Below are 24,577 nucleotides of genomic sequence, written 5' to 3' on the forward strand. Positions count from 1 at the left end.
TGCAAACCCACCCCAACCAGAACCAATGAGCTATACCTGAACCGGTCTCTTCGCCGTATCCAGGAGAACCCCCATGAAAACCTCCGGCCCCAGTCCCGTCATTGCCCTCGAACAACTTCCCGGCTGCCTGATAGTTAAATTCCACGGCATCCAGGTCGCCGCATCCTCCCACGTCATGATCCTCAACGAAGCCAATTACCCGCCGGTCTATTACGTCCCCCGCGAAGACATCGACGAAAAATACTTCGCCCGCACCGATCACACCAGTTACTGCCCTTACAAGGGCGATGCCAATTACTTCAGCCTGCAAGTGCCGGGGCATGAGGGCGCGAACGCTGTGTGGACCTACGAGAATCCGAAAGTGTCAGTGGCACCGATCCGCGACTATGTGGCGTTTTATCCGGATCAGGTGAAGTTCGAAGTAATCAAGGCTGATGCCTGAGCAAAAAAAACGGCGAGGGTAAAAGCCCTCGCCGATATTTTTCTGGTTGAGTTTCAGTTCTTGTCGAGATCGATATTCTTCGTCTCACGCAAACAGATCATCCCCACCACCAGGCTCACCCCGGTAATCAGCACCGGATACCACAGCCCATAGAAGATGTCCCCGGTGTACACCACCAGCGCAAACGACACCGTCGGCAGAAATCCACCAAACCAGCCGTTGCCGATGTGGTACGGCAGCGACATCGAGGTGTAGCGAATACGCGTCGGGAACAGTTCGACCATCAGTGCTGCTAATGGGCCGTAGCACATCGCCGAGATGATGATCAGCGCCACGATCAGGGCGACGATCATTGGTTTGTTGATCTGCTGCAGATCGGCCTGTTGCGGGTAACCGGCCAGGGTGATCGCGCCGCGCAGGGCAGCCTCGTCGAAACCATCGAGTTTGACGTCGCCGACGCTAACCTGCACGGCGCTGCCAGCCGGGGCGGCGGCGCTGGAGTAGGGCAGGCCTTGCTTGACCAGGAAGGTTTTGACCTTGTCGCACGGGCTGTCGAATTTGGCTTTGCCGACCGGGTCGAACTGGAAGGTGCAGGTCGCGGGATCCGCCAGCACGGTGATCGGTGCCTGACGGCTGGCCTGATCGATCGCCGGGTTGGCGTAGTGCGCGAGGGATTTGAAGATCGGGAAGTACAGCGCCGTGGCCAGCAGCAAGCCCAGCATCAGCACCGGTTTGCGCCCGACCTTGTCCGACAGCCAGCCGAAAAAGATGAAGAACGGCGCGCCGATGACCACGCTGATAATCAGCAAGGTGTTGGCCACCGCCGGGTCCATTTTCAGGAACTGGGTGAGGAAGAACAGCACGTAGAACTGCGCCGCGTAGAAAGTCACCGCTTGCCCGGCGTTGATGCTGAACAGGGCGATCAGCACGACTTTGAGGTTTTCCCATTTGCCGAAGGATTCGCGGATCGGCGCTTTCGAGGTTTTGCCTTCCTCTTTCATTTTCAGGTACGCCGGCGACTCGTGCAGGCTCAGGCGAATCCAGGTGGAAATGCCCAGCAGCACGATCGACAGCAGGAACGGGATCCGCCAGCCCCAGACTTCAAACTGATCGCCGGTGAAATAGCGGCAACCGAGCACCACCAGCAGCGACAGCAACAGGCCGAGGGTCGCGGTGGACTGAATCCAGCTGGTGTGGAAACCGCGCTTGCCGATTGGTGCATGCTCGGCCACGTAGGTCGCCGCGCCGCCGTATTCACCGCCGAGCGCCAGGCCCTGAAGCATGCGCAGGAGCACCAGAATGATCGGGGCGGCGATGCCGATGCTGGCGTAGGTTGGCAGCAGACCGACGCAGAAGGTCGCCACGCCCATCAGAATGATCGTCGCGAGAAAGGTGTATTTGCGCCCGATCATGTCCCCCAACCGACCGAACACCAGCGCCCCGAACGGCCGCACGATAAAGCCTGCGGCGAAGGCCATCAGCGCAAAGATGAACGCCGTGGTGTCGTTGACCCCGGCGAAAAACTGCTTGCTGATCACCGCCGCAAGGGCGCCGTAGAGGAAGAAGTCATACCACTCGAACACCGTACCGAGTGAGGAAGCGAAGATGACTTTGCGTGTATCCGGGCTGGTCTCCGCGCTGCGCACGGCGTCCAGCGGCTGAACGTGTTCTGACATATCGGTATCCCTCACAGTGATTGTTTTTGTTGTTCCACTGGTGTTGCGTGTCCGGGTGATGCGCGATGCCCTGAATCTGTTGATGATTCCTGTGGGAGCGAGCCTGCTCGCGAAGGCGTCGTGTCAGTCAACGTTTATGTTGAATGTGCTACCGCATTCGCGAGCAGGCTCGCTCCCACATTTGGACTGTGTACAGGTCCAGCCAGGATGAGTTGTGCCGCTTTCTCGGCAATCATCAGCGTAGGCGAACAGGTGTTGCCCGAGGTGATGCGCGGCATGATTGACGCATCGGCAATGCGCAAACCGGGCACGCCGTGGACGCGCAGTTGCGCATCGACCACCGCGTCACCGTCATTGCCCATGCGACAGGTGCCAACCGGGTGGAAAATCGTCGTGCCGATTTTCGCTGCTGCTTGCTGTAACTCTTCTTCACTTTGCAGGTTGGCGCCGGGCAGATACTCGACCGGTTTGAACGCTTGCAGGGCAGGCGCGCTGACGATGCGTCGGGTCAGGCGAATCGCATCCGCCGCCACGCGCAAATCTTCAGGATGGCTGAGATAGTTGGGCTGAATCAGCGGCGCTTCCTGTGGATCCGCCGAACGAATATCGATGCGTCCACGACTCTGCGGACGCAGATCGCAAACCGAAGCGGTAAACGCCGGGAAGCTGTGCAACGGCTCGCCAAAACGCTCCAGCGACAGGGGCTGCACGTGGTACTCAAGATTCGCTGAGGTCTGCTCCGGCCCCGAACGCGCAAACGCGCCCAACTGACTCGGCGCCATCGACAAAGGCCCGCTGCGGTCATACAGATAGCGCAGGCCCATGCCCATCTTGCCCCAAACGCTGCCTGCGATCTGGTTCAGCGTGCGGGCGTTTTCCAATTTGTAGATCAGGCGCAATTGCAGGTGATCCTGCAGGTTGCCGCCGACACCCGGCAGCTCATGAATTACGCCGATGCCCAAGCGTTCGAGCAATGGCCGCGGACCGATTCCGGAACGCTGCAGAATGCTCGGCGAACCGACCGCGCCGGCGCACAGGACGATCTCTTTGCGCGCCTTGAATTGCTTGGTCTGACCTTCATGACGCGCACTGACTTTTGTTGCGCGACCGTCCTCCAGCAGCACACGATCGACCTCAACCCCGGTCAGCACCGTCAGATTCGCCCGGTCGCGCACCGGTTTCAAAAACGCCTTCGCCGCGTTCCAGCGCACGCCGGATTTCTGGTTGACCTGGAAGTAGCCGCAACCCTCGTTATCGCCCTGATTGAAATCATCGATGCTGGCGATGCCGCTTTGCTCGGCGGCACTGCGAAACGCATCCAGAATCGGCCACGACAGGCGCTGTTGTTCGACCCGCCATTCACCCTTGGCGCCGTGAAATTCAGCCGCACCGGCAAAGTGGTTTTCGCTCTGTTTGAACAGCGGCAGAACATCGTTCCACGCCCAGCCCGGATTGCCTTCGGCCGCCCAGCCATCGTAATCGTTGGCCTGGCCACGCATGTAGATCATGCCGTTGATGGAGGAGCAACCGCCCAACACTTTGCCGCGCGGATAACTCAGCGCGCGGCCATTGAGACCCGGTTGTTCTTCGGTCTTGAAGCACCAGTCGGTGCGCGGGTTACCGATGCAGAACAGGTAACCGACAGGAATGTGAATCCACGCATAGTTGTCGCGCCCGCCGGCTTCGAGCAACAGCACCCGCTGCTGCGGATCTGCCGACAGCCGATTGGCCAGCAAGCACCCGGCAGGGCCGGCGCCGACCACGATGTAGTCGTATTCATCGAGGGAAGTCTGCATTCCCTGACCTCGCTTTTTGTTTTTATTGTCGGACACTCTAGTTGTTAGCTTTCGTTAAAAGAATGTTAGTTTTTGCGCAGCCGCTGTGCGTTTTCAAACAGCCTGCATAGACCATAGCCGACAAGGACACGCCATGTTCGACTGGAACGACCTGCGGTTTTTTCTCGAACTGCAACGCAGCGGCCGCCTGCTCACCGCCGCCCGCCGTCTCAACACCACCCACGCCACCGTCGCCCGCCACATCGAAGCCATCGAAAAAAGCCTCGGCACTGCGTTGTTCGTCCAGCACGCCCAAGGCTACGAAATGACCCCGGCGGGGGAGGCGCTGCTTAAACATGCTGAAGCGATGGAAAACGTTGCGTTGCTGGCGCAGGAAGAGATCACCCAATCCACTGCGCCACTGGGCAAGATTCGTGTCGGCGTCACCGAAGGGCTGGGCATCAAGTTTCTCGCCAGCCGCATGATCGGCTTGTTCGAGCGTTATCCGGGATTGGAAGTGGAACTGGTCGCGGTGCCGCGCTTTGTCAGCATCCTCAACCGTGAAGCGGAAATCAGTATTCATCTGGAGCGCCCGGCGGCGGACATGCTCGTCACGCGCAAGCTCACGGACTATCGCTTGGCGCTCTATGCCAGCCAACGCTATCTCGATAAAGCCCCGCCATTGCAAAGCCGCGAAGACCTCGGGCGGCATGCGTGGATCGGTTATGTCGATGATTTGCTGTTCAGCCAGGAACTGATGTTTCTCAACAGCTTCTGCCGCAGCCCGCGCGTGGTGTTCCATAGCACAAGCGTCATTGCGCAGCAGGAAGCGGCGCGGTCGGGATTGGGCATTGCGGTGCTGCCTTGCTACATGGCCGAGTCGGATCCCGATCTGGTGCAGTTGCTGCCGGATGAAAGCATCGAGCGTAGTTACTGGATCAGTACGCGGCGGGAGTTGCACAAGTCGGTGCGACTGCGGGTGGTCTGGGATTATGTGGTGGGGTTATGTGAAGCGGAGCAGGGGCTTCTACGCGGTTAAACAGCCGGATCCAAACCCCCTGTGGGAGCGAGCCTGCTCGCGAAAGCGGTGTATCTGATACGCAAATCTCGCCTGACCCACCGCCTTCGCGAGCAGGCTCGCTCCCACAGGGGGGATGCGCATATCACTCGAGATGTGTGTCATCTCCGGGTTGATTTACATATGGATATCCGTATATTCGGATTTCCGTATGTGATGAGCCCGTCCCATGATCACCCCCACCGAAGTCTTCAAGAGCCTCGCCGACGAAACCCGCGTCCGCGCCATGCTGCTCATCGCCGATCAAGGTGAACTCTGCGTCTGCGAGCTGATGTGCGCACTCGGCGACAGCCAACCGAAAATCAGCCGCCACCTCGCGCAACTGCGCAGCAATGGTTTGCTGCTCGATCGCCGTCAGGGCCAGTGGGTCTATTACCGTCTCAACCCGGAGCTGCCGGCGTGGGTTCGCGAAATCCTGCAAGTGACGTCCAAAGCCAACGCCGATTGGCTCCAGGACAACGCCGCCCGTCTGCAGAACATGGACGGTCGTCCGGTTCGCGAAGCTGCCTGCTGCTGAGGAAAGAGAAAACATGCGAGTCCTGTTTATGTGCACGGCCAACAGCTGCCGCAGCATCCTCTCTGAAGCCATGTTCAATCATCTTGCGCGCCCCGGATTCGAGGCCGTGAGCTCCGGAAGTTTCCCCAAGGGCCAAGTGTTGCCGCGCAGCCTGTCGACGCTGCAACAGGCCGGCATTGCCATCGATGGCCTGTACAGCAAAGGCAATGACGCGTTCGAAGACAATCCGCCAGACATTGTCATCACCGTCTGTGACAAGGCCGCCGGTGAGAGCTGCCCGGTGTACTTCGGCCCCGCGCTCAAAGCCCATTGGGGGCTGGCAGATCCCTCGGATGTGATCGGCGACGATGCCGCCGTGGACGCGGCGTTTGCTGCCACGCTGGCGATCATCGAACGGCGCTGCGCGACCTTTCTCGGCCTGCCATTTAAAGCACTCAGCCGCGCTGAGCTCCAGCGTGAGCTGGATCGTATCGGCTCTCTCTGAGCTGGAGGACACATGTCAGAACAACTGCCCTATCTTGATCATTCGCTGTTCGAAGGAGCGTCCCCTTTGGGCGAACACAAACCCCGCATCCTGCTGCTCTACGGCTCGACCCGCGAACGCTCGTTCAGCCGTTTGCTGGTAGAGGAGGCCGCGCGCCTGCTCGAACACTTCGGCGCCGAAACGCGGATCTTCAATCCGTCCGGTCTGCCACTGCCCGATGACGTTCCGGTCGACCATCCCAAGGTTCAGGAACTGCGCGATCTGGTGCTGTGGTCGGAAGGGCAGGTCTGGTGTTCGCCAGAACGTCATGGCGCGATGTCCGCCGTGTTCAAGGCGCAGATCGACTGGGTCCCGCTGGAACTCGGTGCCGTGCGCCCGACCCAGGGCAAAACCCTGGCGGTGATGCAAGTCTGCGGCGGCTCGCAGTCATTCAACGTGGTCAATCAGTTGCGCGTGTTGGGCCGCTGGATGCGCATGTTCACCATCCCCAACCAATCCTCGGTGCCGAAGGCCTATATGGAGTTCGACGACACCGGGCGGATGAAAGCGTCGCCGTTCTATGATCGTGTGGTCGATGTGATGGAAGAACTGGTGAAGTTCACCGTGCTGCTGCGCGATCAACAGGCGCATCTGGTCGATCGTTACTCCGAGCGCAAGGAAAGTGCCGAGCAACTGATGGCGCGGGTCAACCAGCGTTCGATTTGAGGCCGTCCCTCGGCGAGGGACGGCTGCGTTCACGTGCGGCAACGGCGGGCGCCGCGCTCCGCACCGTTGGCGGGTACGGGGCGCAGGGATGGCGTTACAGACTCAGGCGATGAATGACCTGGTGGGCATCGTCAGGATCGCTGTGGGTTTCAAAGCCCAGTGATCGGGCGAGGTCGCGCATGTCCGTGTTGCTGGCCGAATCCACCGAATACAGATGCTTGAAACCGTTGTGCCGGGCGGCTTTGATCAGGTGTTCCATCAGCAGCGTGGCCAGGCCCAGATGCATCCACTCATCGGCGACCGTCACCGCGCACTCGCAATCCTGCTCGCCCGTGGCGGCGTAGCGGCTGATGCCGATCTCGATCAATTCACCATTTTCGTGAGCCAGTGCGATGAAGGCCGCGCGTTGTTTGTAATCGACGTCCATCAACTGATCGAGCAACGCGGTGCCCGGCTCACTGATCTGCGCGAGAAAACGCAGGTGCCGGGACTCGGGCGACAAGCGTTTGATAAACGCGTATTCGCGTTCGCGATCCTCGGCGGCCAGGGCACGGATCAAAACGTGGCGGCCATCCCGGAGCGACTCGATCCAGTATTCACCTAGGTGCGCGGCATAGGCCGGCGCCGCGCGGTCATTGTGGTCTTTGACAGTGAGCATGAGATGAGCCTCCATCGGGGCTGAACGAGCAACGCGCAGGAGAGTGCGCTGAGTCTGTTCTACACCGATGTCAGCCCCGGAAGCTGATCTGGATCAGATTCCGACGCGCGGCCACTGTTTTTCAGCGGGCGATGATGCTTCTGTTTCCGCAATAGGCTCAACTCTGCGGCGGCTCGCGGGTGCTGCGTTGCCCAGCGGTGCGCGGTTGCCCGTCGGGAATCGACAAGGTCGCGCGCAGGCCGCCCTCAGCGCGGTTGACCAAAGTGATCCGTCCGCCCAACTGCGTGGCGATGGTGTTGACGATGGTCAGCCCCAGCCCCGCGCCTTGGGCATTGCCGCGACTGTAGAAGCGCTCGAACAACCGCGCCCGGTCGGCTTCATCGATGCCCGGTCCCTGATCTTCAACGCTCAAGTGATAAAACCCATCGGCCTGGCTGAGCAGCACGGTGATCACGCCGTGTTCGGGGGAGAAGTTGGCGGCGTTGGTGATCAGATTGTTCAGGGCAATGTCGATCGTGCCGGCGCTGGCCATGATGATGAACGGCTGGGCGCTGTCTTCAAAAGCCAGCTCCAGCTGTTTGCTCAGCAACCATGGCGTCAGTTGCACCAGGCTGTTGCGCACGGTTTCGCTGAGGTCGATGGGTTGCAGCGGCGGCGGATTGGGTTTCGGTTCCAGGCGCGCCATGGTCAGCAACTGGTTGACCAGGCGACTGGTGCGGTCGACCCCGGCGATCAGAAACGCCAGCGACTCACGCCGCTCCTGTTCGGTGCCGGCCTCCTGCAGGTTTTGTGCATGCACCCGCAACACCGCGAGCGGCGTGCGCATTTCGTGGGCGGCATCGGCGATAAAGCGCCGCTCACGGCCAAGCACTTCCTGAATCTGCGCGAGCATACGGTTGAGCGCCGCCTGCATCGGTTCCAGCTCAGTGGGCAGCGGCGCCAGTTGCAACGGTTCCAGCGAACCGCTGTGACGGGCGCGCAGGGTCTCGGCCATATTCGCCAACGGCTTGAGGCCCCAGCCGATGGCCAGCCAGACCATCGCCGCGAGCAGCAGGCTGCCGATCACGTTCGGCCACAGGGTGTGGCGGACGATGCGGTCGACCAGGTCGGCGCGCACATCGTCGCGCTCACCGACCCAGATGCGCAGGTTGTTCTGCGTATCTTCGAGGAGAAAGGCGCGCCAGTGACGATTGTTCAGGTCCACTACATCGCTGAAGCCGGGCTGCGTCGGTGGTGCCTTGAAGGACGGTGCACTGGCGGTGTGCACCAACACATCACCGGCAGGATTCCACACCTGAAAGGCGATTTTGCGTTCGTAAGGATGACCCTCGCCGCGCGGCACCGCTTCGCCCAGCGCCGAGTTGAACGCCTGGTACAGTTCGGCGTGCTGTTTGCTGGCCAGGGGCATGCGCATCACGCCTTGCAGCAGGCGCGCGTTCTGCGCCAATTGCGCGTCGTAGACCTCGGCGATTTCGTGATTGCTGTCGTGCAGGTTGAAGGTGCTGAGCACCGCGAGGCCGGCCAGCAACAGACCGATGATCAATGTCAGCGTGCGGCGCCGGATCGAGGTCATCGACGCTCCTCCACCAGATAACCGACACCGCGGATGGTGCGGATCAGGTCGGTGGAAAACTTCTTGCGCAAGTGGTGGATGTGCACTTCGAGGGTGTTGCTTTCGGCTTCTTCGTTCCAGCCGTAAAGCAGCTGCATCAGTTGATCGCGGGTCATCACCCGGCCCGGCGGTGACAGCAGTTCGTGCAGCAACTGATATTCCTTGGGCGTCAGGGCCACAGGCTGGCCCTGATAGCTGACTTGCTGGGTGCCCGGGTTGAGGCTGATGCCGGCATGTTCGATCAACGCCTGGGCGCGCCCGGCACTGCGCCGCAACAAGGCGCGCAGGCGTGCCTTGAGTTCGTCCAGATCGAACGGTTTGATCAGGTAGTCGTCGGCCCCGGCGTCGAGCCCGGCGATGCGATCTTCAGTAGCATCGCGGGCGGTGAGAATCAGCACCGGCAGATTCGAACCGCTGTCGCGCAGGCGGCGCAGCACTTGCAGGCCGTCCATGCGCGGCAGACCGAGATCGAGCACGGCGACATCGAAGGTTTCGCTGAGCAGCGCATGCAACGCGCTGCTGCCGTCCTTGAGCCAGTCGACGGTGTAACCCTCGCGGCCCAGCGCCTGATGAATGCCTTCACCCAGCGCCACGTCATCCTCAACCAGTAATAAACGCACGCGGACTCCTGTCAGTCGAGTTTCTTGTTCACGTCCAGCAGCAGGCTGGCGATTTCTTTGCGGCGTCCGGCATCGGCACTTTCCCGGCCCGGGCGCGGCGCCGCTTGCTGGGCTTTGAGCAGCGCTGCTTTGGCTTCAGCGTAGCGCTTCTGACGGTAGAGGTGATCGCCCCAGAAGTACAGGCTGTCGATGCCGTTGGGGTTCAGTTGCAAGGCTTGCTTGAGCAGTTGCTCGGCCTTGTCGCTGTCGCCGAAACCGATGGGCCAGCCCGGCACGCGGTCATACAGCGCGGCGAGGCTGGTGTAGGCCGAGCCTTGCAGGGCTTTGGGGTCGAGGGTCAGGGATTTCTCCAGATCGGCCTTGGCATCCTTGGCTTTGCCCAGTGCGCCGAGGCCACCCTCGGCACCGGCCCAACTGCTGGTGACGATGCCTTTCCAGATCCACGCTTCGGCCACCGCCGGGCGCTGCGTGGTGAACGCGTTGGTTTCGCTGGCCAATTGCTCGAACGCGGCGGCGCGCTGTTTTTCCGCCACTTCATATTGAATGTGCGCCCAACTCTGCTGGATGCCCTCCAGGCGTTGCTGGTCGGCCGGTTCCAGCGCCCAGACGCTTTGGCTGAGGGCGGCGAGCAACAGGCATGCGGATAGTCTTTTCATGGCTTTGGCGACTCGTTGTCAGGTTTTTCACTGAGGCGGCGGATCAGCGGCAACTGCTTGCGCAGGCCTCGATCAACCAGATGCGGGAGCAGATTGTTCAGGCGGACGAAGAAGCGTTCCGGCCAGCCCAGATAGAGGTCGCGGCGATCACCGGCAATCGCATGGATCACCGCCGAAGCCACGGTTTGCGGGTCGTCGACGTTGGCCTTGAGTGCGTCGTTCAACGCTTGCGCGGCGGCGCTGTTCATTGAGGTGCGCGTGGCGCGCGGCGCGACGTACAGCACGCTGACGCGGGTGTCGGCGAGCTCTCGGCGCAGCGCCTCGGAGAACCCGCGCAAAGCGAATTTGCTCGCGCAATAACTGGCGTAACCGGGGTAGCCGATCGAGCCGTAGGTCGAGCCGACGTTGACCACCATCGCGCTGTCGGCCTGCTTGAGCAGCGGCAACAGCAGCTTGGTCAGGCACATCGGCGCACTGATGTTCACCGCCAGCATCGCATTGATGTCGCTGTCATCCAGCTGTTCGAGCATGGCGAAGTGATTGACCCCGGCGGCGTTGATCAGCAGGTTGATGCCGCCGATGGCTTCGGCGGCGACCAGCACTTTGCGCCGGTCGCTGAGGAAGGTCAGGTCGGCCGCGACCCAGCACAACGACTCGGGGTAGCGCTTGAGCAGCGGCGCCAATGCCTCCTGATGCCGCGCCACCGCGAGCACGTGGGCGCCGGCGGCGCACAGGGTTTCGGCGATGGCCAGGCCGATGCCGCCACTGGCACCGGTCAGCACCACCCGCGCATCACGCAGCTGCATGTTGAGCCTCCGCGTCACGCGGCAAGCCACGGAACATGTCGGTGTACAGGCGATAGACGACTTTCGAGGCATGGATCACGGCGGCTTGATCCTCCAGATCTTCGAGCTGATTCATCAGGCGCCGATAGGTTTGCATGTGCTCGATATCAAGAGAACCGTGGGAGCTCAGGTAACTGAACGCCGTTTCCGGCAACGCCAGACGCTCGCGAATGCTGCCCGCCGCGTGGGTGGCCAGGGCGATGCTGGTGCCTTCGAGCACATTGACCATGCCGAACAGACCGACCGGATTGCCCCGGGCGATCAGGTCGTAAAGGAAGCTGACCATCAGCTCGATCGACAACGACGGCTGCCCGTCGCGCACCGCATCGCGATCGCCGCCACACGCGGCGATGTCGTTGAGCACCCAGTGCTCGTGGCCGTATTCGTCTTCGATGTACTCGGCCACCGCTTTGCGCAGCCATTCCAGGCGCGACGGCAGGCGCGCGCCGCAAGCCATCATCAGCGGCACGGTGTGGCGCACGTGGTAATACGCTTGCGCGAGAAATGCCCGATAGCTGTCGAGGCTGACCGTGCCTTGCAGGGCATCGAGGATGATCGGCAGGTTGAACAGTTCGTGGCGTTCCTGTTGCGTGGCTTCTTGCAGGGTGTCAAAAAAACTCATGATGCGGACTCCTCGGAAACAGCGGATTCGGTCAATTGCGCGTGGTACTGCGCGACGATGGCGTCGCGGCGCGGGCGGCCGTTGGCGGTGAGCAAACCGTTGGCGGCGGTGAAGGGTTGCGGCAGGCGCGTCCACTGATGCACTTGGGCGTAATCGGGCAAGGCCTCGTTGGCTTCGGCGACGGCAGCGGCCAGTTCGGCGTCGGTGCAGTCCGGGCGATGCGGCCAGAGCAGGGCGTGGTTGCGCGGCAAGGCCTCGCCGTAAACGAACGCCTGGGCGATGTGGCGACGCTGTGTCAACTCGGACTCGACCCATTCCGGGTTGACGTTGCGCCCGAAACTGGTGACGAACTGGTGCTTCTTGCGGCCCTTGAGATAGAGAAAACCTTCCGGGTCGAACTCGCCCAGATCGCCGCTCGGCCACCACTCTTCGGCGTACGGCGCATCGCCCAGATAACCGAGCAATGCCGAGCCCTTGATCAGCACTTCGCCGTCCTCGGCCAGCCGCACTTCAACATGCGGCAGCGGTCGGCCGACACTGCCGGGGCGGCGCGCACCGGGGCGATTGAGGCACACCACCGACGCGCATTCGGACAAGCCGTAACCTTCGTAAACCGGCAGCCCGAGCCGTTGCGCGCGGTGCAGCAGATCCTCCGACACCCGCGCACCGCCGACAGCGGCAAAGCGCAGGGTTTGCGGATCAAAGGCTTTCTGTTCGGCGGCGCTGACCAGTAACAACAGCAACTGCGGCACCAGGATCAGACTCTCCGGCGCACGGCTGGCCAGATAACCGAGCAAGCGCGGAATCTCGACGCCGCTGGCGCCCTGAATGCCGAGGGTTTTCTGGCTTGGCAAACTCAACATGGCGCCGGCATACAGCGCGGCGTAGCAGCCGAGATTCTCCAGCAGGATAGCCAACGGCAACAGCGCCAGATGATGCTGCGGGCCGCTGGCTTCGCTGGCCTGATCCAGCTCCCGTGCCACCCGCAGCAGGCTCTCGGCGCTCAGGCACACGCCTTTCGGCGTGCCGGTGGTGCCGGACGTGAAGGTGAGTTTCGCGGTGCCGGCCGGCATGCGACTGGGGCCACTGAACGCGCGGCACCAGAACTCGCCACGTTGTTCATAGCCGACCGCGAGCAATTCGGCGCCCAGCTCCGGCTCGGCGATCACCCGTTCGGCCTGGCTCTGTTGCAGACAATGGGCGCGCTGCGCCGCACTGAAAAACGGCGGCAGCGTCACGCAGGTCAGGCCTTCGAACAGCACGGCCAGATCCCAGAGCATCGCGTCGACGCCGTTGTCCAGCGCCAGCGCAATCACTTGCGCCTGCTCGTCGCGCAGGCGCTCCTGGCGATACAACACCTCGGCGTACAGGGTCGCGTAATCGAGTTTCAACGTGTCGCCCCACAGGGCTGTCGCGTTGTCATTGCGCCGGGCATGGTCGCGCAGGGTTTCCTGGAAGCGTTGCAGTTCAAGCGACATGACAGGCTCCTTCAATCGAACTCGGCAAACCCAGGCGGGTAAACAGGCCGATATTGCGCAAATGGATGAACCCGGCGCGGATGTTGCCGACGTGCACCCAAGGTTTGCTTTCGTAATAACTGCCCCAGTGTTGACGCTCGTCACCCAATCGTTCCGGGTCAGCGGCGCACAATGTCACTGGCTTCAAACCCAAGCGATGGAAGCTGTTGACCAGGCCGATGTTGCCGGTGAACGTCACCCATTCCAGGCCGCCCATGGCCAGCAGGTAGGTGATAGCGATGATGCTCAGGCGCGCACTGCCGGTGTCGTTGGCGGCGAGGTTGCCGACTTCGACGATGGCGCTGCGTTCGACCGGACGATCTGCCGCCGCGCTGATCAACGGCTCGATCGGCTCATCCAGATAGCGCTCGAGGAACAGTGGCTGCAAATGCGCGCGTCGCACCCCGGCCACGGCGCACAACTCGCCGTCGCCGTTGTGCATGCCGAACAGCTCGGGCATGAAATGACGGATGTCGGCGCCATGGGCCTTGCGAAAACGTTGCTGGATAAAGGCTTCGAACGGCTCTCGCAGGGCATCGTCGGGCCGGGCACCGGTCAACGTCATCTGCGGCGTTTCGGCTTGACCGAAGCGCAGGGGCAGGGCGATGTTCCAGTCAAATTCGGGCATGGGCAGAGCGCCTCCCTCAATAGGTTTGAGGCGAGTATCGGAGGCATTTCTTAACGAAGTCTGAAGGTGAAAAAAGGTTAACCTGACGCTCTGTCTTCAGACTCTCTTAAGACTGGGCGGGCAGGGTAATGCCGTCGGTTCGCCCGGCAACCGGATCGAGACGGTCGAACGAATCGACTGTCATTCACGACAATCACGAGGCGCAGCTTATGACCCGCGACACCGCCGTAACCCGTTATGGAAAACTCTCAATCACCCTGCACTGGCTGATGCTGGCGCTGTTCGTCGGCGTCTACGCCTGCGTCGAAATCAAGGGCTACATGCCCAAGGGCAGCGAAGCACGCGGCTTGCTGATGGGCTTCCACGGCCTGTTCGGCGCGAGCATCTTCGCCCTCGTCTGGATCCGCCTGCTAGGCCGCCTCAGCCCACGCCCGCCGATCACCCCCAAACCCCCTGCGTGGCAGACCGGCATCGCGCACCTGACACACCTGGCGCTGTACGGCCTGATGATCGCCACACCGATCCTCGCCTGGCTGATGCTCGCCGCCGCCGACAAACCGTTCCCGTACTTCGGCTTCCACGTCCCGGCACCCGTAGCCATCGACCCGGACTTCGCCAAACAACTGAAGTACTGGCATGAACTGATTGGCAGCACCGGTTACTGGCTGATTGGGCTGCATGCGCTGGCGGGGTTGTTCCACCATTATTGGGTGCGGGATAACACGCTGGTGCGGATGCTGCCGGGCCGCACCGAATAACCCTGATCCACTACAACCCCTGTGGGAGCGAGCTTGCTCGCGAAAGCGGTGTGTCAGCCTATGATGATGTTGGCTGACACGGCCCCTTCGCGAGCAGGCTCGCTCCCACAGGTTTTTGTGGTGTCTGGCAGAGCGGGGCAGTTGCCGGAACCGCACTTCGCGTCCACTCTATGACCTGCCGACAAGGAGCGTCCGCCGACCCTCCGTCGTGACCACAGGGAGCTTGCAGCATGAGCGAAGACAACAAGGTAAAAGGCCCGGCGTCGTACTTCCCCTCCATCGAGAAAAAATACGGCCAGCCCATCGATCACTGGCTGATCCTGCTCGCCGGCATCAGCGACAAGAAACACATGGAACTGGTGGCGTGGCTCAAGCAGGAACACGGCATGGGTCACGGTCATGCCAACGCCTTGGTCGCGCATCATCTGGCGGGTAAAAAGTGAGGGCAGGGCAGCGATGAATTTCTCCCACCGGCCAGTGACGGCCGACGACGTCAACACCCTCTGCAGCTTTCCCCAAGGCGAACAAGAGCTGTTCTTCATGTTCCCGAAAGCCAACTTCCCGCTGACGGAAGAGCAGATGCACAGCGCAATCAGCCAACGCTTCGACTCCACGGCTTTTCTGGCCAACGGCGAATTCGTCGGCTTCGCCAATTTCTACCGCGCTGAGCACGATGGCATCTGCTGCATCGGCAACGTCATCGTCGCGCCTTACGCCCGAGGCCAAGGTGTGGCGCGGTACATCGTCGAAACCATGACCGCGTTGGGTTTCGAAAAGTACCAGGCCAAGGAAGTGCAACTGTCTTGCTTCAACGAAAACACCGCCGGCCTGCTGCTTTACCCGAAACTTGGCTTCGTACCGTTCTCCATTGAAGAGCGCCCGGCACCGGGTGGCAAACGTTCAGCGCTGATCAACATGACACGCCACCGACCCTAACCATCCCCCAATCCCTGTGGGAGCCGGGCTTGCCCGCGATGACGCCAGCCCGCCCGCCGCGAACCCCGAGCCCAACACAAAACCTGTGGGAGCGAGCCTGCTCGCGAAGACGCCAGCCCAATCACCCCAAATCCCAAGCCAGACTCAATCCCCTGTAGGAGTGAGCCTGCTCGCGATAACGCCAGCTCAGCCACCACCAATCCCAACTCAACCACAAATCCCTGTGGGAGCGAGCTTGCTCGCGAAGACGCCCACCCAGTCACCCCATCAACCACTGACCGAAATAAACAGTAAAAACCACCACTGTTTAAACGAAGCCTCAAGTAACCACCGAAACCCTACAACGCCTTGCGCCGTTACCTACGACTAAGCCAGAATCCGCCGGCTTGTGCGTCTAGGTCGCGGGTTCTATCGTCTGTCGGTCGCTGAAAAACAGTGATCGGGTTTGGTAGCCCGCCATAACTAGTCGCATCGCGAACCGTTCGCAGACCTCATCAGGTCTCTGCTCAATGGTGGCCATGCGCAGGACACCTTCGGGTGTGCCGGGTCCTAGTTACCGGTCTACCAACCCGCGTATGGCCGCCACCTTCGTTTGGTAGCGAATGTGAAGGCTCCTTTTTATTAACTAGGAGTTTCACCATGATCAAACCAACACCCAACCCACCCGAAACCGACCCCACATCCCCCTACGAATCCCCCGACTCCAAGCGATTCCACGAAGCCGCCGAACGCGCCCTCGACCACTACCTCAAACCCGCCAGCCAAATCATGGCCAGCACCCAACAACCCGAACGCATGTACCTCGCCAACCCGAAGTACAACAGCGAATCCCTGCTCGCCAACGCCAGCGAAACCCTCGGCTCCGCCAGCGAAATGCTCCTCAACTTCGCCGCCATGCTCGACACCCCCCACCGCAAAACCGCACTGGGCATCGCCCAAGTCGTGATGCTCGGCGAAATCGCCGTCAACCAAGCGCTGGATAACGTCGAAATAGCCAGCTAGATGTGAACGATCTCTGTAGCGATTCCTGTGTTCTTCGCTACAGAGATCTATTGCCCCACATTGTTCAGGCGTCGCTTTAAATAGACGTGTGTTACATCACTTGTAGTGGCCTGACTTGACGCGATAGCGTTGGCGTCCATCTCTCGACCGAGCGGTTCTCCAATGGCGTTACACGAATGCATGCACACATTTGAAGAGTTAGCCCAAACGGTTCTGCCCGGCCATATGACCAGAATGAAAAGCTCTCTCGAAACTCCGCGAGAGATGAAGGACTTTTCAGTGCCCGGTGTTGGCGTTAAATCGTTGCTGAAGCAGTTCAAACTGGCGCAAGATTTTTCGGGTTGCTACGTGCTGATCGACAACGGCGTGCCTATCTACGTTGGTATTTCAAGAAGCGTGATCAGTAGGCTTCGTCAGCACGTCTTCGGTAAAACACACTTCGACGCTAGCCTGGCATTTCGAATTGCGATGGCAAAACATCCAGATCAAACGATTTCGAAGCTGACGCGCGCGAAGGCAATGGATGATCCTCTATTCGGTACATCATTCGCAGAGGCTCAGTCCTATCTCAAGTCACTCCAGGTGGCAGCGATAGATATTGAGAATCCGCTTGTGCTTTACGTTTTCGAACCCTACTGCGCGCTGGATCTTGATACTCACCAGTGGAATTCGTTTGAGACCCATTGATTCGGAATTCTCTGCATCTCAAATGACCTGTTAAACAGATGATCTACATGTTTGTTTAATAGGTGTCTCTCGTTGCTGGCTACGCCCTACAACTCCTTGCGCCATCGCCTACGACTAAGCCAGAATCCGCCGGCTTGTGCGTCTAGGGCGCGGGTTCTATCGTCTGTCGGTCGCTGAAAAACAGTGATCGGGTTTGGTAGCCCTGAGTTTTCGTAGATTGCATAAGCATCATGATTCGCAGTGTCTGTTCGACACGGCTTTTATGGTGGTCATGCACAGGGCGTCTTCGGGCGCGCCGGTTTTCTACGTCCCGGTCTACCAACCTGCGCATGGCCGCCACCCTCGTTTGGTAGCGAGAGTGATGGCTCCTTTTTTTGACGTAGGAGCTTCATCAATGATCAAACCAACACCCAACCCACCCGAAACCGACCCGACATCCCCTTACGAATCCCCCGACTCCAAGCGATTCCACGAAGCCGCCGAACGCGCCCTCGACCACTACCTCAAACCCTCCAGCCAAATCATGGCCAGCACCCAACAACCCGAACGCATGTACCTCGCCAACCCGAAGTACAACAGCGAATCCCTGCTCGCCAACGCCAGCGAAACCCTCGGCTCCGCCAGCGAAATGCTCCTCAACTTCGCCGCCATGCTCGACACCTCCCACCGCAAAACCGCCCTGGGCATCGCCCAAGTCGTGATGCTCGGCGAAATCGCCGTCAATCAAGCGCTGGATAACGTCGAAATCGCCAGCTAACCCTCACCCCGACGAGGGGAAGCCCTCGTCGATCCCCGCGGCCCACCTTGGCTGGCACACGGCCACGGCTTGCGCCCCCCAGCCTCGGCTGTCACCCTTCGGGCCGTTCTCAAGGATCAGAACCAGGAATCACGGATGAGTGGCTACGTACCCAACCCCCCGAAAAATTTTCGTTACGAAGAAGCCAAACCCGTCGATATTCACGCCCAGCGTTGGGCGGAATATGAGAAACACGGGAAAGAACCTGCGCGCGAACCTGAGAAAATCGGGATAGCGCTGAGGATTGGGGTTTTCTTTGATGGCACTGGGAATAATGCGAACAACACGGCGGCGGGATTGCTGTGTGGGGCGCAGCATCCGATTGCGCCGGAAGATATTCCTGCTAGCTGCCAGCCTTACATGAGCGATCCGGATAGCAGTTACGGCAACGATGTCAGCAATGTAAAAAGGCTGAGCGACTTGTATGACGCCGTACCTGACGCAGTAGGAGAGGGACCGCTGAAGCGAACCTCCCGCGTCGTCTATATCGAGGGCATTGGCACCCGCTCTGGAGAAGAAGACAGTAAGTTCGGCTCTGGCACCGGACGCGGTGAAACAGGTGTTGCCGGTCGAGTCGAGTCTTCATTTCCAGTCATTCAACAAGCTATCAGCCGAGTCCTGATCGATAACCCAGGGAGTGAAATCGCTTCCTTGACGTTCGACACGTTTGGCTTCAGTCGTGGCGCCGCAGCGGCTCGACATTTTGCCAATGAGATCGTCCGCACCAGTCGTGGCCCACTTGGCACCGTGCTGAGAAACCTGCCAAGAGCCTTTAGCCCTAAATTTAACGATCAGTATAAAAGTGACATCAACATGGGGTTTATCGGCTTGTTCGATACCGTCCCATCGATTGCTGGTTGGTCGAATCTTGGCAACATCAAAAGCGCTGTAGCAACCGGAGTCAAACTCTATCTCGATCGTCGTTTTTTTACCGATGTCGTCCAGTTGTCTGCCCGTGATGAATGCCGCGCCAACTTCGCACTCAGTCGCGTCAAAGCGGATCACTTGGAGATAACCTTGCCGGGTGTGCATTCGGATATCGGCGGAGGCTATCTGGAAGAGGCGCAGGAGTGTGTGCTTGTAAGTCCCATGCAAACTCTGATCGTGCCTTTGAATACTGATGTCACGACGACCTCGATCTACCGCGATGCCGTCAATGCCAAGGCCCAATGGTTAGGCAAAGGCTGGCCTACGGAAATGCTTGAAATCGTAACGCCCGACGCATTGCTGATGCCGAACAGCCCGCAAGATCGACTCAGTCCCAATGTGAAGCGCGTGTACGCCGCTCTGCAGCTTAAACGCCCGGTGAGTGGCATGTTGTCCAGGGTCTACCTACGAGTGATGCACCGCTTGGCAAAAGAAAAGGGCGCTCGATTCAACGACATTCCAGATACGCCTGATCTGGCCATTCCTGAAGAGCTGCAACCCCTGTGCGATAGATTCTTGGCGGGGGACTACAGCGTCACCCCACAAGAAGATGAATTGCTGAAATTGAAGTACATTCACACCTCAGCCAACTGGAACCATCCGCTTGGCCGAAAAGATGGCAGCGGGATCAACGCGGTTTACATCAACGCCCCCACGGAAGACTCAATCCGCGTGCAACATCCTCATGTACCTGACTGGACGCTTTGGTAATGAAAGTTCTTGTGACCCTGCTGTGCGCGCTATTCATGACTGCCTGTCAATCTGCTGATCCGTTGTCGGCGAAGAACGACCCCAAATCCGAATCTTGGGAGCTTGCGTTCACCGAGCCCTATTACATGAAAGTGTGGGTTGAGGACAGCGCCGTAGAAGACATCAACGGCAAGCTATTCAAGCGCACGGGATCCGGAACAGCCGCAGGCGGGGAGCCTGAAGACGGAAAAGAATCCGCTCGGGGCTGGCATGCTTTAGGTGGTGCTGCAAAAGCAGTTATTGGTGCTGATCTTCCCAAGCGCATTTACGTGCGCTGGCAATCAATTGTCGAGCCACAGACATATCAGGTTTGGGTTGATGTGCCCGAAGAGGCGAGGAACCTGATGGTGAAGTCGGTTAATCAGCGGTGTCCGGAAGCTCCGGAACAGCAGGCTAGCTACAGCGCTTCTATCTATTTGGGTCTGGCCCCTAGAGGCGTTGTGCAGGTTTTTGTCAGAGACTCTTGCCACCGTCCTGTCAAGGTGGCCAGAGCTCAGGCTGAGATTGAGCCGTTGGGACCGAGCCAAGGAAAGAACGAAGGGCGTTACGCTTATCCGGTGAGTGAGAAGGCGAAGCGGTATATCGATAAATACGGTATTCCTTACGGAAGTTGGTAACTAACGTGCTTGTTACCTACATGGTCAGCTCAATGAATTGGCTCCGGCCAGCACTAACCAACCCGAACGCATCTAGCTGGCCAACCCCGTGTACACAGCGAATCCCTACTCGCTAACCCTAACGAAACCTTTGGCTCCGCCGCTCGGCACTGAGCAAATGCTCGGCCAGTTCGCGGTGTATCAAGCATTGGATAACGCCGAAATTGCAAACTGACTACCCGTACGACGAGGGGGGCCTTTCTGCACAGGCTGTTTAAGACGAATGACACACGCAACAGTGCGTGATTAATCAAAGATCGTCACGTAGCATAGTGCCATGATCCGCTCTTCAGTCATCCTCTCACTACGCGCTTCTGTACCGACTCAATAAGGTTTGTAAATGATAAAAACTATCCCGATGTGGAAAATGATGTTGGCCACCAAAGGTAAGATGTTGGGGCTTGTAATCCTGGCATTCTTACCTGTCTTCATCATTGGCGGTGCGTGGATGTTTGTTGAAGGGTTGCAGAATGGCAAAATGCGCCAGGCTGCAATGGGTCTTCTTTGTCTGATTTTTTTTGGTGGCGGCACCCTGCTCGTGGGATTTTCGAAAAAATATGTTCCCGGCAAAACCTTTCAGGCATATAGAAATAAGAAACTCCATACACAGAAAGCCGTTTATTACGGTTACGCGATCATCGCTTTTATCTGCCTGATTTTTGCGGTTCTTGTACCGGAAGACATGCTGAGATCGGTAGGCTATGCAATAGCCGCCGTTTTTGCTCTTTACACTTATTCGAAAAGCCTGAAGTTTCACGCAGATATCGATTTTTCGACGAATGAATATTTAGCAACTGCTTTGGGGTTTCCTGTCGGGGAGAGGATTCTGGTCAGTTACCAGAATTTTGAGGCCGGCGAGGTTGACGCGGGTAGTAATGCTTTTGCCGCAACAGCGACGAAACTAATTGTAGCGTCGTTTGATGGGGATAATTGGATAAAGCTGTCTCGTGATCTCAATCAGGTCTCGCACATTGGTATCGCTGGCGATGAAAGCCAAAATTACTTCTTTAAACTGCAGTTCGTTGACGGAGCAGATGTTTTATTGCGCATTGAGCTCTATGAAAAGCTGACCTCCAATCCCGTTATGGTAATAACAAGGCTGTTAGAGGCCATTGATGCAAGTCTTCTTGGTGAAGGTGTTGCCCCCCAGACTGGACAAAGACGTCGTATGGTCGTCAACGATGGTGCTTCAACCTCGAGTTCAAAAACTGTTGCGCCTGAGTCGACACTGGCCTCCGTAGTGCCTGTACGTAGCGTTGAGGTCGCCCCTGATGTATTAACTGCCATCCAGACCGCTGCGGAAGTTACTCCCGGTCGCAGGCTGGAGCTTTAATGATGTCGCATTGCACAACGTTTGAATTTTCTTATGTCGATGAAGAAACCATCGCCAAAGCGTTCGGTAAGATGGGCATCATCCCGACGACGGGGCTTGTTTCAATATTCTCCAGTGACTTCAGTAAAAGGGTTTTAAGCAAAATAGGCTATATGGGCACGCAGCAATTTAGAGCTATTTGTGGCCAGACGGCGGATGATTTCAACCTGTTTGTCTGCCAGGTTGAGGCGGGCTCTTACAAACTTCTGATCGAACGCGGAACTGCGTCAGCTGGCGATGAAGCATTAATGGCTGAATTGGCTTTGAGCTTTCAAAAAGCTTATATCAGCGTGGTCATTGATGGGACCATCAAACGCATAGAGGCGTCAGGTGTACCAGCCAGAGTGAGAGAAAGTCCTCAAGGATTTGAGGTGGAATTTGGACCTCACTACGAATACAGCATTCATGTCACTTTCACCGGCGATGAAATTACGGAGGAAGTGCGTGGCGTGAAAGGCGACATTTGCACACGACTTACTGAAGAACTTGAGACTCTACTTTCCAGGCCTACTGCAGAACTTGTCACCGAGTGGAAGCCGGAATACACCGTAGTCCATGAAGAGCAAACCCTTCAAATTCTCAGTGCGAATTTCTAAATGGAAATCAATGTGCACCACATGGAGTTGAGCACTGTTAACGGCCCCGGATTACGCTTGACACTATGGGTGCAGGGCTGTGGGCTTAACTGCAAAGGTTGCTTCAACCAAGCGACCCACGCTTCTGAAGTGAGTACGCTGATGTCTGTTCATGAACTGGCACAGAAGATAAACGCTCTAGATGTCGCTGGGGTTACCCTCTCCGGTGGAGAGCCGCTCGACCAGGCACCAGCCTTGGAGCAATTAATACGTGCTGTCAATGCCGAGAAAAACTGGATTCTCTACACCGGCTATACGCCAAAAGAGATATTTCAGAACGAATCCATGATTCGAGTTGTTAAAGCCGTAGACTTGACGCTGGCCGGTCGCTATCGACATAACGCTATACATCCCTATCAACACAAACAGATAATCAAAACCAGCGACAGAGTCGATATTGACTTTTTCCGCACTAGAAGATTTGTCGAATTCGTTGTTTCAAGTCACGATGTTACCAAAACCGGTCTTCCGATGCATGTATAAATCAGTTCAAGCGCAGGGATAACAGGCATGAACCGTACCAAGCAGTTAACAGATTACCTCAAAGCGCGTTATGCGGTCCTGGTCATTGAGACGTTCGAGGAAGAGCGTGCACTCAATGAGATCTCTGACATCGCCAAGTCGCTTAGCCATCGTTTGTTCGTTTGGAACTCGACGCTAGGAGTACAGACCAACGGCGTCGTTGCTGGGGATAAAACCTTTGACTTGAAAATGGCTCTGGATTTTTGCGAAGAAAAGGCAAAAGAGGAGGGCAGCAAAAACATCTTCGTTTTTTGTGATGCTCATAACTATCTTTCCTCAAGCTCAAATCCTGTCTATCGTCGTCGACTTAGAGATTTAGCCATCAATATCCGCTCGCGTGGATATCGCAGTAATTGCATTGTCGTGGCACCCAGCTTTGAAATTGCCAATGATCTTCAGAAGGAAATCACACTGGTTGATTTCCCATTGCCGTCAAGAGATGAAGTCAAACTTCAGATCAATAATTTCGTAAACTCCTGGCAGGGCAACAGCAGCGTTAAGATTGATCTTTCCAGCGATACTAAAGAAAAGCTGGTTGATGCTGCTTTGGGTCTTACCGGGTTAGAGATCGACAATACTTTGTCTCGTTCGTTGGTTTCCAGTCTGAGCTTGGATGAGACGACTGTAAAAGACCTGCTTTCCGAGAAAAGACAAATTATTCGGAAAACAGGTATTTTGGAATACGTCGACTCAAGGGTAAGTCTTGAGGATGTTGGGGGACTGGCAACTCTTAAAAAATGGCTCCATTTGCGCAGTCAGTGTTTTGGGCAGGCTGCTCAGGAATTTGGTGTCGGAACCCCGAAGGGTTTGCTCTTAACTGGAGTCCCAGGTTGCGGTAAGTCTCTAACGGCGAAATGCGTTGCGTCGTCGTGGAATATGCCCTTATTGCGTCTGGATATGGGGAAAATCTTCCAGGGAGTGGTTGGCTCTTCAGAGTCCAATATTCGTTCCGCTCTACGTACTGCCGAAGCTATTTCGCCCTGCATCCTATGGATCGATGAAATTGAAAAAGGACTTTCCGGCTCCTCCGGGGGGGCATCTGATGGTGGCACGGCTACACGCGTGTTCGGCACGCTGTTGACTTGGATGCAGGAAAAAACAGCCCCGGTCTTTGTATTCGCTACCGCTAACAACATCAACAGCTTGCCACCGGAATTGTTGAGGAAGGGGCGATTTGACGAGATATTTTTCGTCGATTTCCCGTCGACAGTAGAAAGAAAGAAGATTCTTGAAATACATCTGAAGAAATCGAAACGCGACCCGGCAAAATTTGATCTGGATCGATTGTCCGCGCTAGGGGGCGAGTCAAATTTTGGCCAAGACATCGTGCTATCTGGTGCCGAAATCGAAGCTTGGGTTGGCGACTCGCTGATTGAAGCGTTTTCACGGCGGATGAATGGCTCTGATGATGCAAGCGACCTGACCATGGATGATTTTGAAACGACGATTTCGCGTTTGGTACCCATGAGCAAAATGCGTAAAGACGAGTTCACCAAACTTCGTGATTGGGCTAATCAGAATGCAATTAGCGCTTCGGCCATGGTTGCGGGACAGAACGCTACGGAAACGCCAATCGGCGGCAGGCAAATTGATTTTTGATCTGCACTGATGGCGGCCTCACCGTTTAAACACTAGGGACACGCCCTTGCGGCTCCGCAAAGCCGCGAGGGGACAAGGAATTCAGGAAGTAGAGTCGTTCAA

General features: G+C 58.0%; 27 protein-coding genes. 17 read left to right on the top strand and 10 right to left on the bottom strand.

Going from position 1 to position 24,577, the window contains the following annotated elements:
* Positions 1-73 precede the first annotated feature (73 nt).
* On the top strand, positions 74-442 hold the full coding sequence (locus tag RMV17_RS11375; protein WP_034152454.1) for a DUF427 domain-containing protein: 369 nt from the start codon (positions 74-76) through the stop codon (positions 440-442).
* A gap of 53 nt (positions 443-495) precedes the next feature.
* Here the strand turns inward: RMV17_RS11375 and RMV17_RS11380 are convergent, their stop codons facing one another.
* Positions 496-2,118 carry an MFS transporter gene (locus RMV17_RS11380; protein ID WP_016982967.1) on the bottom strand — a complete coding sequence of 541 codons (1,623 nt, stop codon included), beginning with the start codon at positions 2,116-2,118 and terminating at the stop codon, positions 496-498.
* A gap of 134 nt (positions 2,119-2,252) precedes the next feature.
* A complete protein-coding gene (locus RMV17_RS11385) occupies positions 2,253-3,914 on the bottom strand; it encodes a GMC family oxidoreductase N-terminal domain-containing protein (protein WP_311886558.1) in 1,662 nt (553 codons plus the stop codon).
* A 133-nt stretch (positions 3,915-4,047) separates the two neighbouring features.
* On the opposite strand from RMV17_RS11385, the gene RMV17_RS11390 reads away from it, so the two are divergent.
* The 4 genes from RMV17_RS11390 to arsH all read left to right on the top strand — a co-directional run bounded on the left by RMV17_RS11390 (position 4,048) and on the right by arsH (position 6,677).
* A complete protein-coding gene (locus RMV17_RS11390; RefSeq protein ID WP_311886559.1) occupies positions 4,048-4,932 on the top strand; it encodes a LysR family transcriptional regulator in 885 nt (294 codons plus the stop codon).
* A gap of 208 nt (positions 4,933-5,140) precedes the next feature.
* A complete protein-coding gene (locus RMV17_RS11395) occupies positions 5,141-5,488 on the top strand; it encodes a metalloregulator ArsR/SmtB family transcription factor (protein ID WP_311886560.1) in 348 nt (115 codons plus the stop codon).
* Between the two features lie 13 nt (positions 5,489-5,501).
* Complete coding sequence (locus RMV17_RS11400) at positions 5,502-5,972, top strand: arsenate reductase ArsC (RefSeq protein ID WP_311886561.1); 471 nt, start codon at positions 5,502-5,504, stop codon at positions 5,970-5,972.
* Between the two features lie 12 nt (positions 5,973-5,984).
* Complete coding sequence (gene arsH / locus RMV17_RS11405) at positions 5,985-6,677, top strand: arsenical resistance protein ArsH (RefSeq protein ID WP_311886562.1); 693 nt, start codon at positions 5,985-5,987, stop codon at positions 6,675-6,677.
* 94 nt (positions 6,678-6,771) lie between these two features.
* Here the strand turns inward: arsH and RMV17_RS11410 are convergent, their stop codons facing one another.
* From RMV17_RS11410 to RMV17_RS11445, 8 genes are all read right to left on the bottom strand, one after another.
* Complete coding sequence (locus tag RMV17_RS11410) at positions 6,772-7,335, bottom strand: GNAT family N-acetyltransferase (RefSeq protein WP_034152447.1); 564 nt, start codon at positions 7,333-7,335, stop codon at positions 6,772-6,774.
* A 157-nt stretch (positions 7,336-7,492) separates the two neighbouring features.
* Positions 7,493-8,908 carry an ATP-binding protein gene (locus tag RMV17_RS11415; protein ID WP_311886563.1) on the bottom strand — a complete coding sequence of 472 codons (1,416 nt, stop codon included), beginning with the start codon at positions 8,906-8,908 and terminating at the stop codon, positions 7,493-7,495.
* Positions 8,905-9,567 (bottom strand): response regulator, encoded by a 663-nt coding sequence (locus RMV17_RS11420; protein WP_007910671.1) that lies wholly within the window; start codon positions 9,565-9,567, stop codon positions 8,905-8,907. Before RMV17_RS11420 ends, RMV17_RS11415 begins: the two co-directional genes overlap by 4 nt.
* 11 nt (positions 9,568-9,578) lie before the next feature.
* Positions 9,579-10,223, bottom strand: a complete 645-nt coding sequence (locus RMV17_RS11425) for a tetratricopeptide repeat protein (RefSeq protein ID WP_311886564.1) — start codon at positions 10,221-10,223, stop codon at positions 9,579-9,581.
* Positions 10,220-11,029, bottom strand: coding sequence for an SDR family oxidoreductase (locus tag RMV17_RS11430; protein ID WP_034152444.1), 810 nt, complete (start codon positions 11,027-11,029; stop codon positions 10,220-10,222). Before RMV17_RS11430 ends, RMV17_RS11425 begins: the two co-directional genes overlap by 4 nt.
* On the bottom strand, positions 11,016-11,690 hold the full coding sequence (locus tag RMV17_RS11435) for an iron-containing redox enzyme family protein (RefSeq protein WP_311886565.1): 675 nt from the start codon (positions 11,688-11,690) through the stop codon (positions 11,016-11,018). Before RMV17_RS11435 ends, RMV17_RS11430 begins: the two co-directional genes overlap by 14 nt.
* Positions 11,687-13,168: an AMP-binding protein gene (locus RMV17_RS11440; protein ID WP_311886566.1), complete on the bottom strand. Its 1,482-nt coding sequence runs from the start codon at positions 13,166-13,168 to the stop codon at positions 11,687-11,689. Before RMV17_RS11440 ends, RMV17_RS11435 begins: the two co-directional genes overlap by 4 nt.
* On the bottom strand, positions 13,158-13,835 hold the full coding sequence (locus tag RMV17_RS11445) for a thermostable hemolysin (protein WP_311886567.1): 678 nt from the start codon (positions 13,833-13,835) through the stop codon (positions 13,158-13,160). Before RMV17_RS11445 ends, RMV17_RS11440 begins: the two co-directional genes overlap by 11 nt.
* Positions 13,836-14,044: 209 nt before the next feature.
* Here RMV17_RS11445 and RMV17_RS11450 point away from each other — a divergent pair, with 209 nt between their 5' ends.
* The 12 genes from RMV17_RS11450 (at position 14,045) to RMV17_RS11505 (ending at position 24,475) form a co-directional block, all read left to right on the top strand.
* Complete coding sequence (locus tag RMV17_RS11450) at positions 14,045-14,593, top strand: cytochrome b (RefSeq protein ID WP_277761698.1); 549 nt, start codon at positions 14,045-14,047, stop codon at positions 14,591-14,593.
* A gap of 230 nt (positions 14,594-14,823) precedes the next feature.
* Positions 14,824-15,036, top strand: coding sequence for a DUF4287 domain-containing protein (locus RMV17_RS11455; RefSeq protein WP_311886568.1), 213 nt, complete (start codon positions 14,824-14,826; stop codon positions 15,034-15,036).
* Positions 15,037-15,049: 13 nt separating this feature from the next.
* The gene (locus RMV17_RS11460; RefSeq protein WP_311886569.1) at positions 15,050-15,529 is read left to right on the top strand and encodes a GNAT family protein; all 480 of its coding nucleotides are present in this window, start codon (positions 15,050-15,052) and stop codon (positions 15,527-15,529) included.
* 639 nt (positions 15,530-16,168) lie between these two features.
* Complete coding sequence (locus RMV17_RS11465) at positions 16,169-16,531, top strand: DUF6124 family protein (protein ID WP_016982978.1); 363 nt, start codon at positions 16,169-16,171, stop codon at positions 16,529-16,531.
* 180 nt (positions 16,532-16,711) lie between these two features.
* Positions 16,712-17,218, top strand: coding sequence for an excinuclease ABC subunit C (locus RMV17_RS11470; RefSeq protein WP_176472262.1), 507 nt, complete (start codon positions 16,712-16,714; stop codon positions 17,216-17,218).
* A 394-nt stretch (positions 17,219-17,612) separates the two neighbouring features.
* Positions 17,613-17,975: a DUF6124 family protein gene (locus RMV17_RS11475; RefSeq protein ID WP_311886570.1), complete on the top strand. Its 363-nt coding sequence runs from the start codon at positions 17,613-17,615 to the stop codon at positions 17,973-17,975.
* A 135-nt stretch (positions 17,976-18,110) separates the two neighbouring features.
* Entirely contained in the window at positions 18,111-19,652 is a 1,542-nt protein-coding gene (locus tag RMV17_RS11480; protein WP_311886571.1) for a DUF2235 domain-containing protein, read from the top strand.
* On the top strand, positions 19,652-20,308 hold the full coding sequence (locus RMV17_RS11485) for a DUF2931 family protein (RefSeq protein ID WP_311886572.1): 657 nt from the start codon (positions 19,652-19,654) through the stop codon (positions 20,306-20,308). Before RMV17_RS11480 ends, RMV17_RS11485 begins: the two co-directional genes overlap by 1 nt.
* 379 nt (positions 20,309-20,687) lie before the next feature.
* Positions 20,688-21,680: a hypothetical protein gene (locus tag RMV17_RS11490; RefSeq protein WP_311886573.1), complete on the top strand. Its 993-nt coding sequence runs from the start codon at positions 20,688-20,690 to the stop codon at positions 21,678-21,680.
* A gap of 2 nt (positions 21,681-21,682) precedes the next feature.
* The gene (locus RMV17_RS11495) at positions 21,683-22,315 is read left to right on the top strand and encodes a DUF2997 domain-containing protein (RefSeq protein ID WP_311886574.1); all 633 of its coding nucleotides are present in this window, start codon (positions 21,683-21,685) and stop codon (positions 22,313-22,315) included.
* Complete coding sequence (locus tag RMV17_RS11500; RefSeq protein ID WP_311886575.1) at positions 22,316-22,837, top strand: 4Fe-4S single cluster domain-containing protein; 522 nt, start codon at positions 22,316-22,318, stop codon at positions 22,835-22,837.
* Positions 22,838-22,864: 27 nt separating this feature from the next.
* Positions 22,865-24,475: an AAA family ATPase gene (locus RMV17_RS11505; protein WP_311886576.1), complete on the top strand. Its 1,611-nt coding sequence runs from the start codon at positions 22,865-22,867 to the stop codon at positions 24,473-24,475.
* Positions 24,476-24,577 lie beyond the last annotated feature (102 nt).

It is taken from the genome of Pseudomonas sp. VD-NE ins (assembly GCF_031882575.1).
GTDB lineage: Bacteria > Pseudomonadota > Gammaproteobacteria > Pseudomonadales > Pseudomonadaceae > Aquipseudomonas > Aquipseudomonas fluorescens_BZ.